The 14,054-nt window shown below is 72.6% G+C and carries 12 protein-coding genes; 7 read left to right on the top strand and 5 right to left on the bottom strand.

Going from position 1 to position 14,054, the window contains the following annotated elements:
- Positions 1-26 precede the first annotated feature (26 nt).
- Complete coding sequence (locus ACF08D_RS26605; RefSeq protein ID WP_392226364.1) at positions 27-932, bottom strand: 5'-3' exonuclease H3TH domain-containing protein; 906 nt, start codon at positions 930-932, stop codon at positions 27-29.
- A 236-nt stretch (positions 933-1,168) separates the two neighbouring features.
- On the opposite strand from ACF08D_RS26605, the gene ACF08D_RS26610 reads away from it, so the two are divergent.
- The 3 genes from ACF08D_RS26610 (at position 1,169) to ACF08D_RS26620 (ending at position 5,053) form a co-directional block, all read left to right on the top strand.
- Positions 1,169-2,452, top strand: coding sequence for a glycine betaine/L-proline ABC transporter ATP-binding protein (locus ACF08D_RS26610; RefSeq protein WP_392225950.1), 1,284 nt, complete (start codon positions 1,169-1,171; stop codon positions 2,450-2,452).
- Positions 2,445-4,247 (top strand): ABC transporter permease/substrate binding protein, encoded by a 1,803-nt coding sequence (locus ACF08D_RS26615; RefSeq protein WP_392225952.1) that lies wholly within the window; start codon positions 2,445-2,447, stop codon positions 4,245-4,247. The genes ACF08D_RS26610 and ACF08D_RS26615 overlap by 8 nt, the downstream gene beginning before the upstream one ends.
- A gap of 239 nt (positions 4,248-4,486) precedes the next feature.
- Positions 4,487-5,053, top strand: a complete 567-nt coding sequence (locus ACF08D_RS26620) for a helix-turn-helix domain-containing protein (RefSeq protein ID WP_392225954.1) — start codon at positions 4,487-4,489, stop codon at positions 5,051-5,053.
- 16 nt (positions 5,054-5,069) lie between these two features.
- Here the strand turns inward: ACF08D_RS26620 and ACF08D_RS26625 are convergent, their stop codons facing one another.
- Positions 5,070-6,329 (bottom strand): TDT family transporter, encoded by a 1,260-nt coding sequence (locus ACF08D_RS26625; RefSeq protein WP_392225956.1) that lies wholly within the window; start codon positions 6,327-6,329, stop codon positions 5,070-5,072.
- A gap of 71 nt (positions 6,330-6,400) precedes the next feature.
- On the opposite strand from ACF08D_RS26625, the gene ACF08D_RS26630 reads away from it, so the two are divergent.
- From ACF08D_RS26630 to ACF08D_RS26645, 4 genes are all read left to right on the top strand, one after another.
- On the top strand, positions 6,401-7,312 hold the full coding sequence (locus ACF08D_RS26630; protein ID WP_392225957.1) for a LysR family transcriptional regulator: 912 nt from the start codon (positions 6,401-6,403) through the stop codon (positions 7,310-7,312).
- 131 nt (positions 7,313-7,443) lie between these two features.
- Positions 7,444-7,887 (top strand): hypothetical protein, encoded by a 444-nt coding sequence (locus ACF08D_RS26635; protein ID WP_392225958.1) that lies wholly within the window; start codon positions 7,444-7,446, stop codon positions 7,885-7,887.
- Positions 7,887-10,061 (top strand): hypothetical protein, encoded by a 2,175-nt coding sequence (locus ACF08D_RS26640; RefSeq protein ID WP_392225960.1) that lies wholly within the window; start codon positions 7,887-7,889, stop codon positions 10,059-10,061. Before ACF08D_RS26635 ends, ACF08D_RS26640 begins: the two co-directional genes overlap by 1 nt.
- Positions 10,062-10,072: 11 nt before the next feature.
- Complete coding sequence (locus ACF08D_RS26645; protein WP_392225962.1) at positions 10,073-10,711, top strand: hypothetical protein; 639 nt, start codon at positions 10,073-10,075, stop codon at positions 10,709-10,711.
- 45 nt (positions 10,712-10,756) lie between these two features.
- Here the strand turns inward: ACF08D_RS26645 and ACF08D_RS26650 are convergent, their stop codons facing one another.
- The 3 genes from ACF08D_RS26650 to ACF08D_RS26660 form a co-directional block, all read right to left on the bottom strand.
- Positions 10,757-11,437, bottom strand: a complete 681-nt coding sequence (locus ACF08D_RS26650; protein WP_392225964.1) for a gamma-glutamyl-gamma-aminobutyrate hydrolase family protein — start codon at positions 11,435-11,437, stop codon at positions 10,757-10,759.
- An 86-nt stretch (positions 11,438-11,523) separates the two neighbouring features.
- Positions 11,524-12,966 (bottom strand): ethanolamine permease, encoded by a 1,443-nt coding sequence (gene eat, locus ACF08D_RS26655; protein WP_392225966.1) that lies wholly within the window; start codon positions 12,964-12,966, stop codon positions 11,524-11,526.
- A 335-nt stretch (positions 12,967-13,301) separates the two neighbouring features.
- Positions 13,302-14,048 (bottom strand): FadR/GntR family transcriptional regulator, encoded by a 747-nt coding sequence (locus ACF08D_RS26660; protein ID WP_392225968.1) that lies wholly within the window; start codon positions 14,046-14,048, stop codon positions 13,302-13,304.
- Positions 14,049-14,054: the final 6 nt, after the last annotated feature.

Consider the following 14,054-nt stretch of genomic DNA (forward strand, 5'->3'; position numbering starts at 1 on the left):
TTACCTAAGTCACCAACGTAACACCTTCATCCGCGCAGGGTGGTGAGAAGGCGGTCGAGCGACCCGCCCAGCCCCCAGCGCGCCGCCAGCTCCTCCAGGCCGGCCGGGTCGCGCGGAGCCGTGGGCAGCGCGGGGTCGAAGTCCGGCAGCGGTACGTCCCCGGCCACCCGCACCACCGTGGGCGCCACCGCCACGTACTCCCGGGACTCGTCCAGCCGCCGGCGCTGCGCGGGGGTCAGCCCCGACTTCGGGTCGTCCACCGCCGCCATGATCCCGGCCAGGTCCCCGTACGCGTCGAGCAGCTTGGCGGCCGTCTTCTCGCCGATCCCCGGCACGCCCGGCAGCCCGTCGCTCGGGTCGCCGCGCAGCAGCGCCAGGTCCGCGTACCCCGGCCCGTCCACTCCGTACTTCCCGCGCAGCCACGCCTCGTCCGTCACCTGGAGCGTGCCGACGCCCTTGAGCGGATAGAGCACCCGCACCCCCCGGGCGTCGTCCACGAGCTGGTAGAGGTCCCGGTCGCCGGTCACGATGTCCACCGGCCCGGTGGCGCGGCCCGCCAGCGTCCCGATGATGTCGTCCGCCTCGTACCCGGCGACGCCCACGCGGGCGATCCCCAGCGCGTCCAGCACCGCCTCGATCACCGGGACCTGGGGCGACAGGGTGTCCGGGACCTCCTCCTCGTCCGGCCCGGTCTCCGTCTCCTCGGCGACCCGGTGCGCCTTGTACGACGGGATCAGCTCCACCCGCCAGGCCGGCCGCCAGTCCGCGTCCATGCACGCCACCAGGTCGTCCGGCCGGTGGTCCTGGACGAGCCGGGCGATGAAGTCCAGCAGTCCGCGCACGGCGTTCACCGGTGTGCCGTCCGGGGCCCGCACGGAGTCCGGGACGCCGAAGTAGGCGCGGAAGTAGAGGGAGGCGGTGTCGAGGAGCATCAGGCGTCGCGTCACGCCCCCGATCATGCCGCACCCCACTGACACCCCACCGGCAGCGACGGGCCCGCGCCGTGACGGTACGTGAGGTGGATCACGTTTTCGTTTCCCGTGCATGGTCTCGGGCAGGCGCGGCACCGGAGCGGATCCTGTCCTGATGTCGACATGTCCATGAGTCCGCTCCACGGCCTGCCGCGCGGGGGTGGCGGGCCGTTCTCGTTCCAACGCGTGAGGTGTATGTGTCCAGGCTCCACGCCGAGCATCTGTACAAGGTGTTCGGGAGACGACCCGACGAAGCGGTACGCAGGCTCGAAGCGGGTGCCGACCGCGACGAGTTGCGGGCCGACGGGACGACGGCGGCGGTGATCGACGCCTCGTTCTCCGTCGAACCGGGTCAGATCTTCGTGGTGATGGGCCTGTCGGGATCCGGGAAGTCCACGCTGCTGCGCATGCTGAACGGCCTGCTGGAGCCGACCTCCGGACGCGTCCTCTTCGACGGCCAGGATCTCACTGCCCTCGGCGACCGCGACCTGCGCAGGGTGCGCTCGCACCGGATCAGCATGGTGTTCCAGCACTTCGCGCTCTTCCCGCACCGCAGCGTGCTGGAGAACGCCGCGTACGGCCTGGAGGTGCAGGGCGTGCCGCGCGCCGAGCGCGAGCGGCGCGCCGGCGAGGCCCTGGAGCTGTGCGGCCTGGGCGGCTGGGCGAAGTCCTGGCCCGACGAGCTGTCCGGCGGCATGCAGCAGCGCGTCGGTCTCGCCCGCGCGCTGGCCACCGACGCCGACCTGCTGCTGATGGACGAGTCGTTCAGCGCCCTCGACCCGCTGATCCGCCGTGACATGCAGGACCAGCTCCTGGAGCTGCAGAAGCGGCTGAAGAAGACCATCGTGTTCATCACGCACGACCTCAACGAGGCCATGCGCCTGGGCGACCGCATCGCCGTCATGCGCGACGGCCGCATCGTGCAGCTGGGCTCGGCGGAGGACATCCTCGTCCGGCCCGCCAACGACTACGTCGCCTCCTTCATCCAGGACGTCGACCGGTCACGCGTGCTCACCGCCGGAGCGGTCATGGAACCGGTCGAGACGGTGCTCGGCACCCCCGCGGAGCCCGGCGCCCCTGCGGAGTCCGGCGCCCCGGCGGAGCCCGGCACCCCCGCGGAGTCCGGCGGCCCGGCGCGGTCCGGCCGGCAGGCCCGTACCGCCGCCGACCAGCCCCGTACCGCCGCCGACGTCCTCGCCGCCGCGCCCGCCGCGGTCCCTGCCGCCACGCCGCTCGCCGAGCTGTTCGGCCCCTGCGCCGGCAGCGCCGCGCCCGTCGCCGTGACCGACGAGGCGGGCGGGCTCGCCGGTGTCGTCACCCGTGCCCGGCTGTTCGCCGCCCTCGCCGACGGCGCGGCGCCCGGCACGGGCCCCGGCACCGGGGCGACCACCGCACCCGAAGCCGAAGCCGAGGCGGATGCCCAGGCGGATGCCCAGACGGGTGCCGAACCGGCCGGCCGGAAGGAGGTGGCCCGTGCCTAGGCTGCCCCTCGGCGACTGGGTCGACAGCGGGGTCGACTGGCTCCAGTCCCACCTCTCCTGGCTCTTCGACGCCATCAGCTCCCTCGTCACCGGCCTGTACGACGGCATCGACGCCGCGCTCTCCGCGCCCGAGCCGCTGCTCTTCGCCGGGATCCTCGCCGTGCTCGCCTGGTGGCTGCGCGGCCTGCTCGCCGGCGTCCTGGCCTTCGCCGGGTTCGCGCTGGTCGACGCCGTCGACCTGTGGAACGACGCCATGTCGACCCTGAGCCTGGTGCTCGTCGCCACCCTCGTCACGCTGGCCGTCGCCGTACCGCTGGGCATCTGGGCCTCGCGCTCGAAGACGGTCAGCGCCGTGATCCGGCCCGTACTGGACTTCATGCAGACCATGCCGGCCATGGTCTACCTGATCCCCGGCATCATCTTCTTCGGCGTCGGCGTCGTCCCCGGCATCATCGCCACCATCATCTTCGCCCTCCCCCCGGGTGTACGGATGACCGAACTCGGCATCCGCCAGGTCGACGGAGAGCTGGTGGAGGCGGCCGAGGCGTTCGGCACCACCCCGCGCGCCACCCTGCTGCGCGTCCAGCTCCCGCTCGCCCTGCCCACGATCATGGCGGGCATCAACCAGGTGATCATGCTGGGCCTGTCCATGGTGGTCATCGCCGGCATGGTCGGCGGCGGCGGGCTCGGCGGCGCGGTCTACCGGGCCATCGGCAACGTCGACATCGGCCTGGGCTTCGAGGCCGGTACCTCCATCGTCGTCCTCGCCATGTACCTGGACCGGATCACCGGGGCCCTCGGCCGCCAGGTGTCGCCGCTGGGCCGCCGCGCGGCCGCCCGTGCCAGGGCGCTCGCCGCGCGCCGTACGCGTGTCCTCGGCCACCGCCCCCGGCCCGCCGTGGCGGTCGTCGGGGTGGTCGTCCTCGCCCTGGTGGCGGGCGGCATGAACGTGTTCGGCGGGACGGCCGCGTCCCCGGCCGCCGCCGGCGGCAAGGACGTCGGCCACGGCGAGCGGATCTCCCTGGGCTACATCCCGTGGGACGAGGGCATCGCCTCCACCTTCCTCTGGAAGGAGGTCCTGGAGCGGCGCGGCTTCGAGGTCGAGGCCACGCAGTACGAGGCGGGCGCCCTCTACACCGGGATGGCCGGCGGCCAGATCGACGTCCAGACCGACTCGTGGCTGCCCGTCACCCACGCCACGTACTGGGACAAGTACCACGACAAGCTGGAGGACAAGGGCTCCTGGTACGGGCCCACGTCCCTGGAGCTGACCGTGCCCTCGTACGTCAAGGGCGTCGACTCGCTCGCCGACCTGAAGGGGCAGGCGGGCCGCTTCAAGGGCCGGATCATCGGCATCGAGCCGAGCGCCGGCATGATGGGCCTGCTGAAGGAGAAGGTGCTGAAGCAGTACGGCCTGGAGGGCGAGTACGAGGTCGTCGACGGCTCCACGCCCGGCATGCTGGCCGAGCTGAAGCGGGCGTACGCCAAGAAGGAGCCGGTCGTCGTCACGCTCTGGTCGCCGCACTGGGCGTACTCCTCGTACGACCTGAAGAAGCTCAAGGACCCCCGGGGGAGCTGGGGCAAGGGCGACGGCGTGCACACCCTCACCCGCAAGGGCTTCGGCTCCGACCACCCCGAGGTCGGGAAGTGGCTGAAGGACTTCCGGATGACCGAGGAGCAGCTCACCGGGCTGGAGGCGAAGATCCAGCAGACCGGCAAGGGCAAGGAGCAGGAGGCCGTCCGAGCGTGGCTCGAGGAGAACCCGGGCTTCGCCGACAGGATGGCTCCCGTGTAGCGGCGGCCCGCCGGGGGCCCGGTCCGAGGCCCGTCCGGGCCGGTCCGGAGCCCTGAGGGGCCCTGTCCGAGGCCCGTGACGGGCGCTGTCCGGGGCCCGTGACGGGCCCGGTTCGCGGTCCGTGGGGGCGTCCTCTCGCCACTGTCGAGGGGGCGCCCCTCCGCCTCTTTCCCACCGGTTGCGCTACTCGGTGGTACCGCCGCTGCGTAAGGTGGTCGCAGAGGGAGGGAGCCGAGGAGATGGACGAGAAGGAAACGCTCCGGGTGGGCGTGGCCGTCCGCAGGCGGCGCAGAGCCATGGCGCTCACCCTCGCCGCGGTCGCGGAGCGCAGCGGGCTGTCCGTGCCGTTCCTGAGCCAGATCGAGAACGAGCGCGCCCGGCCGAGCGAGCGGTCGCTCCAGCAGATCGCCGACGCCCTGGAGACCACCACCGTCGCGCTGCTGGACGCCGCGGACCCGGCGCGGACGGTGGACGTCGTCCGTGCCTGCGACGACCCGGGCCGGCCCGGCACGCGCGCGTTGGTGCGCGGCGAGCACCAGATGCACGCCGAGGAGTTCACCGGCGAGCACGACGCGGGGCGGGAGCTGGTGCTGCGCAACGACGCCATGCTGTACGTCGCCGACGGCACCGCCCAGGTGGAGGCCGAGGGCCGGGCGTACCGCCTGGAGCGCGGCGACACGCTCTACCTCTCCGGGGGCGTGCGGCACCGGTGGCGGGCCGGCGACCCGGCCACCCGGGTCCTGGTGGTGGCGGTGGCCGAGCACATCGAGACGCACGGCGAGGGCGGCCCCGGCAGCGGGAGCTGACCGGTCGCGGTACGGGTTACGGCGTGGTGGGGACCCCGGCGGAGGCGGGGGCCCCGGCGGCAGCAGGCACGCCGGCGGCAGCACGAGCCACACCCACTCCATCAGCCACACCCGACCCATCAGCCCCATCCGCCTCAGCCGGAGCAGGACGCCCACCGGGCCCACCAGCCGCACCACCCCCACCACCCACAGGCGCCGCCAGCAGCCTCCCGCCGGCCAGCCCGCGGGCCGTCCTGACCGCGGCCGTCAGCCACGCCACCAGCAGCAGCGCGTACAGCGCCACCGCCAGCCACCGCAGTGCCGTCAGCCCCGTGTGACGCGCCAGCCCCTCCACACCCGTCACACAGGTGCCCACCGGGAAGGTGAACGCCCACCAGCTCATCCCGAACCCCATGCCCCGCCGGGACGCCCGCAGCGCCATCGCCCCGGCCAGGACCAGCCACATCAGCGCGAAGCCCATGACCGGGACGCCGTACAGCACGGCGAACCCGACGGCATACGGCATCCCCGGCGGCGCCTGGTCGGCGAAGGCGCCGGCCGCCGTGGTGGACGTACCGAGCGGGCCGAGGACCAGGAACAGCGTGGGCGTCAGCGCGAGCGGCAGCGGGCCGCCGGTCACCAGCCGGCCGAAGACCAGCGGCAGCACCGCGAGGGTGGCCAGCAGGCTCAGCCCGAACATCCCGTAGCAGCCGATCAGCAGCGTCCGCTGCCACTGGCCGGGCGGCAGGTGCTCCACCAGCAGCGGGCCGGTCGCCGCCGACACCATGGGCGGTACGACCGGGAGCAGCCAGACCGGCGAGGCGCCCTCCACCCGGTGGCGCACCACCATCAGGTACGGGATCGTCACCGCCACGGCCAGCCCGACGGCCGTGCCGGCGGTGAACAGGACCGTGTCGAGGGCGACCGCCGCGCCCTGCCCGATCCAGTCGGCGCCGACGGTCACGGCACCGGCGCCCACCGAGAGCAGGGCCATGGCCAGGCACCCGTAGAAGGGCGCCATGGCCGGGTCCAGCAGGTGGGCGCGCGCCTGGTCCCGGTGGTGGGCCCAGTGCACCGCGCGCGCCCCGAGCAGGACGGCCAGCATGACCAGGGACAGCGCCCAGAGGGCGGCACAGGCGGTGCGGCGCCCGGGGAGGTCGAGGGGGAGGGTGGCACCCGCGCTCGCGACCACCGCGGTGCCCATCACCGTCGCGTACCAGTTGGGTCCGAGGTGCCGGACGGCCAGGGTGCGGGGAACGCGGCGGACGGGGGCGGAGCGCTGTACGAGTAGTGCCATGAACCCCACTCTGACCTGGGGCGACGCCCCCGGCCAGGGATCATGGGCCTATGACCCCATAAACTGACTTTATGAGCCTGTCGCATCGCGTGCCCGACCTCGGCGCCCTGGAGCTGCTGATCGCCGTCGCCCGGCATGGCAGCCTCGGGCGGGCGGCGCGCGATGTGGGCATCACCCAGCCCGCCGCCAGCAGCCGCATCCGCTCCATGGAGCGCCAGCTCGGCGTCGCCTTGGTGGACCGCTCGCCGCGCGGCTCCCGGCTGACCGACGCGGGCACCCTGGTCACCGACTGGGCGCGACGGGTGGTGGAGGCGGCGGAGGCGTTCGACGCGGGCGCCCAGGCGCTGCGCGACCGGCGGGACTCCCGGCTGCGGATCGCGGCGTCCATGACCATCGCCGAGTACCTGCTGCCCGGCTGGCTGATCGCCCTGCGCGCCGAGCGCCCCGACACGGCCGTCTCGCTCCGGGCGGGCAACTCGGCGGCCGTCGCGGCCGGACTGCTGGCCGGGGAGGCGGACCTGGGGTACGTCGAGGGCCTCGCCGTCCCGGAGGGCCTGGACGCGGCGGTGGTGGCCCACGACCGGCTCGTCGTGGTGACCGCGCCCTCGCACCGGTGGGCCCGCCGCCGCGCCCCGCTCCAGCCCGCGGAACTGGCGTCGACCCCGCTGGTGATGCGCGAGTACGGCTCGGGTACCCGCCAGGTCCTGGACGCGGCCCTCGCCGAGCACGGGGGGCTGGCCGACCCGCTGATGGAGCTGGCCTCCACCACGGCGGTCAAGGCGGCGGCGGTCAGCGGCGCGGGCCCGGCGGTCCTCAGCGAGCTGGCCGTCACCGAGGAGCTGGCCTCCCGCCGCTTGGTCGAGGTCCCGGTCGAGGGCGTCCACCTCCGCCGCGCCCTCCGCGCGGTCTGGCCCACCGGCCCCCTCCCCACCGGCCCCGCCCGCGACCTCCTCTCCCTGGCCCGCGGCACCACCGCTCCCTGATCCCGGAGCCCGTCCGGGCGTTCCAACGCCTTGTGTAGGGTCGTCCCTTGACGTGTCCGGGACGGCTTGCAGCTTCCCGAAGCGGAACGTCGATCATGAGCATGCTTCGTACGGGGGAAGGAGTCCACCACATGGCGTGGGACGAATGGGAGCGCTTGAAAGCCGACGCCGGCAACAGAAGCTCTGCGCGAATGCAACTGAACGAGGCCCCCGGCGGCAAGGGCGGCGGGCAGCAGGGCGATCTTCAGGCCGACCAGCAGGACCTGGCCGCGGTGGGCGACAGCGCGTTCAAACTGTTCGAGGACCTCGGACGGTACGGCCGTGACGCCTGGTCCAGCAGCCAGACCGCGGCCAAGGACCTCACCACGCAGGAGTTCGAGCTCGGTGGCGCCCTCCACACCGTGCAGGAGCGGTGGGAGAAGTCGCTGACCACGCTGCTCGACGCGTGCGCCCACATCTCCAACCACATGGACTTCACCAAGAAGGCACACGCGGGCGACGAGTACCACATCGCGTCGACCGTCAGCAGCATCGCCACCCTGGACAAGGGCTTCGACGAGGGGACCAAGCACTGATGGACCTCGAAGCTCTCAGGCACGCCAATTTCTCGCTGCTCAACACCGCCATCGCCGACTGGGCCACGGTCGTCAAGAACCTCAGGAACCTGGAGAAGCGGTCGCGCGACGACATGAAGGCCAAGTCCGACAAGGCCAACTGGGCCGGTGTCAACGCGACGGTCTCGCGCGAGTTCATCACGAAGACGGCCGGTGAGTTCTCGGACGCCCTCACCCAGGCCACCACCATCCACAGCATCCTCAAGGACACCCACGACGAGCTCGTCGGACACCGCGACAAGCTCAAGCAGGCCCTGGACGACGGGTTCGAGAAGGACAAGCTCTCCGTCTACGGCGAGAAGGGCGGCACCTTCCGGGTCGTCGCGGCCGTCCACCCCGAGCCCGACGGCACCAAGGAGAAGGCCGAGGCACTCAGGGACCGGATCCAGACCATCCTCGGACAGGCCACGACCAGCGACAGCACGGCCGCCCGCGCGCTGAGGGCGATTGCGGAGCAGGCGGACTACGGCTTCTCCGGCGTCAAGCACGCCGACCGCGACTCCGCCGCGGACGCGCTCAAGAAGGCCGACGACATGGCGAAGCTGGCCAAGGATGCCAAGAAGATGTCGCCCGAGGAGCTCGCCGCGTTCCAGCGGACCATGGCGAAGTACAAGGACGACGAGCTGTTCGCGGCCCAGTTCGCCGCCAAGCTGGGCGGCAAGGAGACCCTCCAGTTCTGGAACGACCTCGCGGAGATCCACGCGGGCGCGAGGGGCGAGGAGCTCAAGCAGCTCCAGGACGTCCAGAAGAACCTGAGCATGACGCTCGCCACCGCGACCCTCTCCGACTCGGCCGGGATGGAGGAGTGGAAGAGGCGGGTCATCGACGAGTCGAACACCGCGTTCCGGGCCAACCCCTCGGACCCCCTGAGGCCCAACGGCGCCATGGGCTTCCAGGTGATGAGCAGTCTGATGCACCACGGCACGTACGACGCCGAGTTCCTCGACGCCTACGGCAAGAAGCTGCTCAAGATGGACATGGCACCGGCGGGCCAGACCGGCATGGGCACCAACGACCTGTGGAAGTCCGGGAACGTCACCGACCTCGTCTTCGGCAAGGACGACGGCCGGGATCCGCTCATCGGCTACATGAAGGCGCTTTCCCACAATCCGGAGGCGGCGCTCGAGACCTTCGACGACAAGAAGGTCTTCGAGCATGTGCTGGAGTCCACCCGCTACACCGACCGCGACGGTCCGGTCGCCCACGCGCTGGAGGCGGCGGTCACGGGCATCGGTGACGGGGAGCGGACGACCGAACCCCGCCCGCACAGCAAGGCCCAGGTGGCACTGATGCGGGAGGTGATGCACGCGGTCGCCCAGCCGGACACGGGCGCCGAGCTGGTGAACAAGGCCACCGGTGAGAGCTTCGGCGACATGGCGGCCGCGTACATGCCGGAGATCAACCGCGCGATCTCGGGCAGCGGCTCGGAGAACATCTTCTTCACCGACAGCCAGGACCCGGACGGGCTGCAGAAGACCGACGCCATGCGCTTCTTGTACGACGTGTCCAGTGACCCCCGGGGCAGGGCGTCCATCATCATCGGCGAAAACGTCTACACCGCGAGTTCCATGGAGGCGCACATCGCCAATCCGGAGCTCTTCCGCGGCAGGACGGACATGCCGATCGACGCCATCGCCAGGAACGCCGGCATCATCGAGGGAATCGTCGGGCACTCGGTCGCGGACGCCAGGATCGGTGACGACCTGAAGGCCCAGCAGGAGATGAACGACGCCCTCAAGAGCAAGGGCGACATCGTGAAGTCCTTCCTCGCGGCCGGCGTGAATGTGGGCAGCGTGGCCCTGGTGCCCGTGGGGCCGGGCGCGGCGATGACGGGCGCCGCGGCGAGCGGGTTCTTCGGCGGCATCGCCGGTATCGCCGTGGACCGCATCCTGGAGGGGCAGCAGGCGGAAGGTGCCCTGGACAGGTCCCTCTACGCCACCGGCAAGACGCTGAACGAAACCATGGAGGTGGCCAAGTCCCAGGCCCAGGAAAGTGCCGCCTCCGCCATCGCGGAGCACGGCTCCAAGGAGCTGACGGACCACGAGGCGAAGGAACTCGTCCGCAAGTCCGTCGAAGCCGGCTGGACCGACAGCGATTCCATGATGGAAGACATCCGCGCCAGGCCGGCCGCGTAACCCGGGTGAGTGTGAGCAGACAGATGCAGGCACAGCGGAAGAAGCGCGTCCTGGTGGTGGGGGCGAGCTGCTTGCTGGTCGCCGCCGCCCTCCTCGGGTACGTCGAGATCTTCACCCAGGGCCTCGACCGGCTCCCCGCCCGCCCGTGCTCCGGCGCGGTGGACCGGGAGACCGCCGCCCGGGCCCTCCCGGCGGCCCGGTCCGCAGAGGAGCGGGGCAGGCTACGGCAGGACAGGACGGACGGCGACTTCCTCTTCTCCTGCTACGTGCGCACCAGCGGCGGCTCCGTGATCTCCGGAGAGGTGCAGCCGGGCGACGCGTCGACCCGCACCTGGCGTGCGGCCTACGCGTCCGACGGCAGGCTCTCCGAGGTGGCGGCGGGAGACATCAGCGCGCTCACCCTGGAGAACTCCTCGGCCGTGCGTGTCCCCTGCACCCCTCCGGGCCGGAAACCCGGGGAGGCGCAGCAGACCCATGTGCTGACCGTCGACGCCCGCACCATCGGTGAGACCCGCGTCCACGGGGACGAGCTTCGGCAGGTCCTCGCCGACTTCGCCTACCAGCTGGCCCGCCACACGTACCGGACCGCCGGCTGCCAGGAGGCGCGGACCTTCCCGGAGGAACTGCCGCGGCTCCCCGGGACGGAGTGACACGTGGAGACCCGGCCCGTCCACGGGCCGGGTCTCCACGTATGCCTACGACGCCGCCGCCACCAGGCCCTTCATCACCCGCAGGTCCGCGTCCATCTCCGGGTGCCACTGGACGCCCAGGGCCCAGCGGTCGCCCGGGAGTTCGAGCGCCTCCACCGTGCCGTCGTCGGCGTGGGCCGAGGGCGTCAGGTCCCCGCCCAGCCGGTCGACGGCCTGGTGGTGGTAGGTCGGGACCGTCACGGTGTCGCCGACCAGTGAGGCGTACCGCGTCCCGGGGACCGGCTTCACGGCGTGGGTGCCGAAGACGCCGACCCCGCCGGTGTGGCCGTCCAGGTGCTGGACCAGCGTGCCGCCGAGGGCCACGTTCAGCAGCTGCATGCCCCGGCAGACGCCGAGCACCGGCGTGCCGGCCGTGAGGGCCGCCCGGATCAGGGCCAGCTCCCAGGCGTCCCGCTCGGGCGCGGCGGGCCCGGTGCGCGGGTCGCGCTCGGCGCCGTACCGCTCCGGGTCCACGTCCGCGCCGCCCGCGACGACCAGGCCGTCCAGGCGGGCGACCACCTCGGCGGCGAGGCCCGGCGCGTCCGGCGGGAGCATCGCGGCGACCCCGCCCGCGGACTGGACCAGGCGCGGGTACGTCTCGGGCAGCAGCGCCGCCCGCATCTCCCACACGCCCCACCGCGCGGGGTCCAGGTAGGTGGTGAGGCCGATCAGCGGCTTGGCGGGCACAGCGGGTGTCCTCTCGTTCCGAGAGCCTGTCGTCCGGATCCTGCCGGGCTCGGGTGCGGCCCGCAGCCCGGTCCGGACGAAAGGCCCTACTTCCGTTCGAGCTCGGCCTCGGCCGCGGCCAGCGCCGCGAACTCCTCCTCGGGCGCATGCGCCACGAGACGGTGCCGACTGTAGAAGGCGAAGTACGCGAGGGCGACCACGTACACCGCCAGGGCGATCAGTGCCGCGTCCTGGTCCACCAGGAACGTCGCCACCAGGGCGGACAGTGCCAGGACGAAGGCCACCGAGGAGGTGACCACGCCGCCGGGGGTGCGGTACGGGCGGGGAAGGTCCGGCTCCCGGCGCCGCAGCACGATGTGGGACAGGGCCATCAGGGCGTAGCTGATGGTCGCCCCGAAGACGGCGATGTTCAGCATCCGCGCGCCGTCCCCGGTGCCCGCCGCCAGGGCGAAGCCGATCGCGCCCGGGATCAGCAGGCCGAGGTACGGCGACTTGCGGCGGCTGGTCAGCGACAGGAACCGGGGCAGGTACCCGGCCCGCGACAGGGCGAACAACTGCCGGGAACCGGCGTAGATCAGCGAGAAGAAGGACGCCACCAGGCCCGCCAGGCCCGCATAGTTGACGAACCGGCTCAGCGCGGTCGGGTCGCCGTCCCCCTGGAGCGCCACCACCAGCGGGTTGCCGGCGTCCTGGATCGCGGCCGACCCGCGGGCGCCGGTCGCCGCGAAGAACGTCAGCACGGCGAGCAGCACCAGGATCATCAGCGACAGCGAGAGCGCCCGCGGCATGGACCGCACCGGGTCCTTGGCCTCCTCGGCGGCCAGCGGCACGCCCTCCACGCCCAGGAAGAACCACATCCCGAACGGGAACGCCGCCCAGATGCCCAGCAGGCCGTACGGCAGCCAGGAGTTGGATCCGAAGGCCGACGGGTCGGCCGGGATGTCGTTCAGCCCGTCCGCGTGGAACTCGGTGAACGCGCCGGCCGCGAAGATGAGGAGCGCCGCCACCGCCACGGCCGTCACGATCAGGCTGAAGCGCAGCGCCTCGCCCACGCCCCAGAGGTGGATGCCGATGAAGATGGCGAAGCAGGCGAGGTAGACGGGCCAGCCGGACTCCAGGCCGAAGAGGCCGAGGGACTCGACGTAGTCGCCGATGAAGATGGAGATGGCGGCCGGGGCGAGGATGTACTCGATGAGGATGGCCGTGCCGGTGAGGAAGCCGCCCCAGGTGCCGAGCGCCCGGCGGGCGAAGCCGTACCCGCCGCCCGCGGCCGGCAGGATGGCGGACAGCTCGGCCAGGGCGTACACCAGGCAGGCGTACATCGTGCCCATCAGGACGGTAGCGATGGCCAGTCCGCCGAAGCCGCCCTCCGCCAGGCCGATGTTCCAGCCGGAGAAGTCGCCCGAGACGACATAGCCGACGCCGAGCCCGGTGAGCAGCAGCCAGCCGGCGCTGCCCCGGCGCAGGGCCCGGCGCTTGAGGTAGTCGTCCGCGGGGACGGGTGCGGATGTGGTGTCTTCCAGCGTCATGGCAACAGCGCTCCCGCGTCGGTGGTCGGGACCCCAGGGGCATCCAGGGGCATCCAGGGGCATCCAGGGGCGTCCAGGGGCGTCCAGGGGCGTCCGGGCGTCCAGGACGTCCATGGGCATCCGGGGGTGTCCAAGCACCCACGGCATCCCGAGGGCATCCAAGGGCGTCCAGGGGCCCACGAGGCACCCCCGGGGCACCCCGGGGCGTCCAGGGGCCCCTAGAGGCACCCCCAAGGCGCCCGAAGGCGTCCAATGGAACGGACCCATACCTTTGCGGTGGGCGGGCGGCAGCGCAAGACCCCTGCGTCACTTTCACGTGAACTCCGGGCACGTCCTCACGCCAGGAAGCCCCGCAGCAGCGACGCCGTCCCCGCGCAGTGCTCCCGCATCACCTCGCGCGCCGCGTCCGCGTCGCCCTCCAGGACCGCCTCCACCAGCGCGGTGTGCTGGTGCTGCGAGTGCTCCAGGTTGCGCACGAGCAGCGGGATGCAGTCCAGCAGGTCGTTCACCGTCGCCCGGACCGCCGCGTACTGCGCCGTGAGCGACGGCGAGCCGGACAGCTCCGCCAGCGTCAGGTGCAGCAGCGTGTCCTGGCGCCGGTAGTCCTCCAGCGGCGCGTCGTGCGTCGCCCGCAGGGCCGCCCGCAGCCGCTCGGCGCCCCCCTCCGCCGGCCCGTGCGCCGCGCACAGCCCCGCCGCGCCCACCTCCAGGACCTCCCGGAACCGCAGCGTGTCCTCGAGGTCCACCGAGGCGATGCGCCGCCGCAGCTCCGCCTCGCCGGTGTCGCCGGCGGCCCGGTCCCGGCGCAGCACGAACGTTCCGCCGTACCGCCCGCGCCGGCTCTCCACCAGGCCCTGCTCCTGAAGCACCTTGAGGACCTCGCGCAGGGTCACCCTGCTGATCCCCATCCGGTCCGCCAGCTCCCGCTCGGCGGGCAGCCGCTCCCCGCCGGGCACCAGGCCGAGCCGTACCAGCTGGAGGATCTGCTCCAGCGCCTCCTCGAACCCGTTGCCCGCCCGCACCGGGCGCAGCACGGGCGCCAACCGGTCTCCGGGCTCCTGGCCCGGGCTCTTCCTCGCCACCTCGCC

The organism is Streptomyces sp. NPDC015131 (assembly GCF_043079975.1).
Classification (GTDB): domain Bacteria; phylum Actinomycetota; class Actinomycetes; order Streptomycetales; family Streptomycetaceae; genus Streptomyces.

Coding starts and splice junctions, on each gene's coding strand:
- ACF08D_RS26635 (WP_392225958.1), top strand. CDS start 7,444: ATGGCGTGGGACGAATGGGAGCGCTTGAAAGCCGACGCCGGCAACAGA.
- ACF08D_RS26605 (WP_392226364.1), bottom strand. CDS start 932: ATGCTCCTCGACACCGCCTCCCTCTACTTCCGCGCCTACTTCGGCGTC.
- ACF08D_RS26625 (WP_392225956.1), bottom strand. CDS start 6,329: ATGGCACTACTCGTACAGCGCTCCGCCCCCGTCCGCCGCGTTCCCCGC.
- eat (WP_392225966.1), bottom strand. CDS start 12,966: ATGACGCTGGAAGACACCACATCCGCACCCGTCCCCGCGGACGACTAC.
- ACF08D_RS26630 (WP_392225957.1), top strand. CDS start 6,401: ATGAGCCTGTCGCATCGCGTGCCCGACCTCGGCGCCCTGGAGCTGCTG.
- ACF08D_RS26620 (WP_392225954.1), top strand. CDS start 4,487: ATGGACGAGAAGGAAACGCTCCGGGTGGGCGTGGCCGTCCGCAGGCGG.
- ACF08D_RS26640 (WP_392225960.1), top strand. CDS start 7,887: ATGGACCTCGAAGCTCTCAGGCACGCCAATTTCTCGCTGCTCAACACC.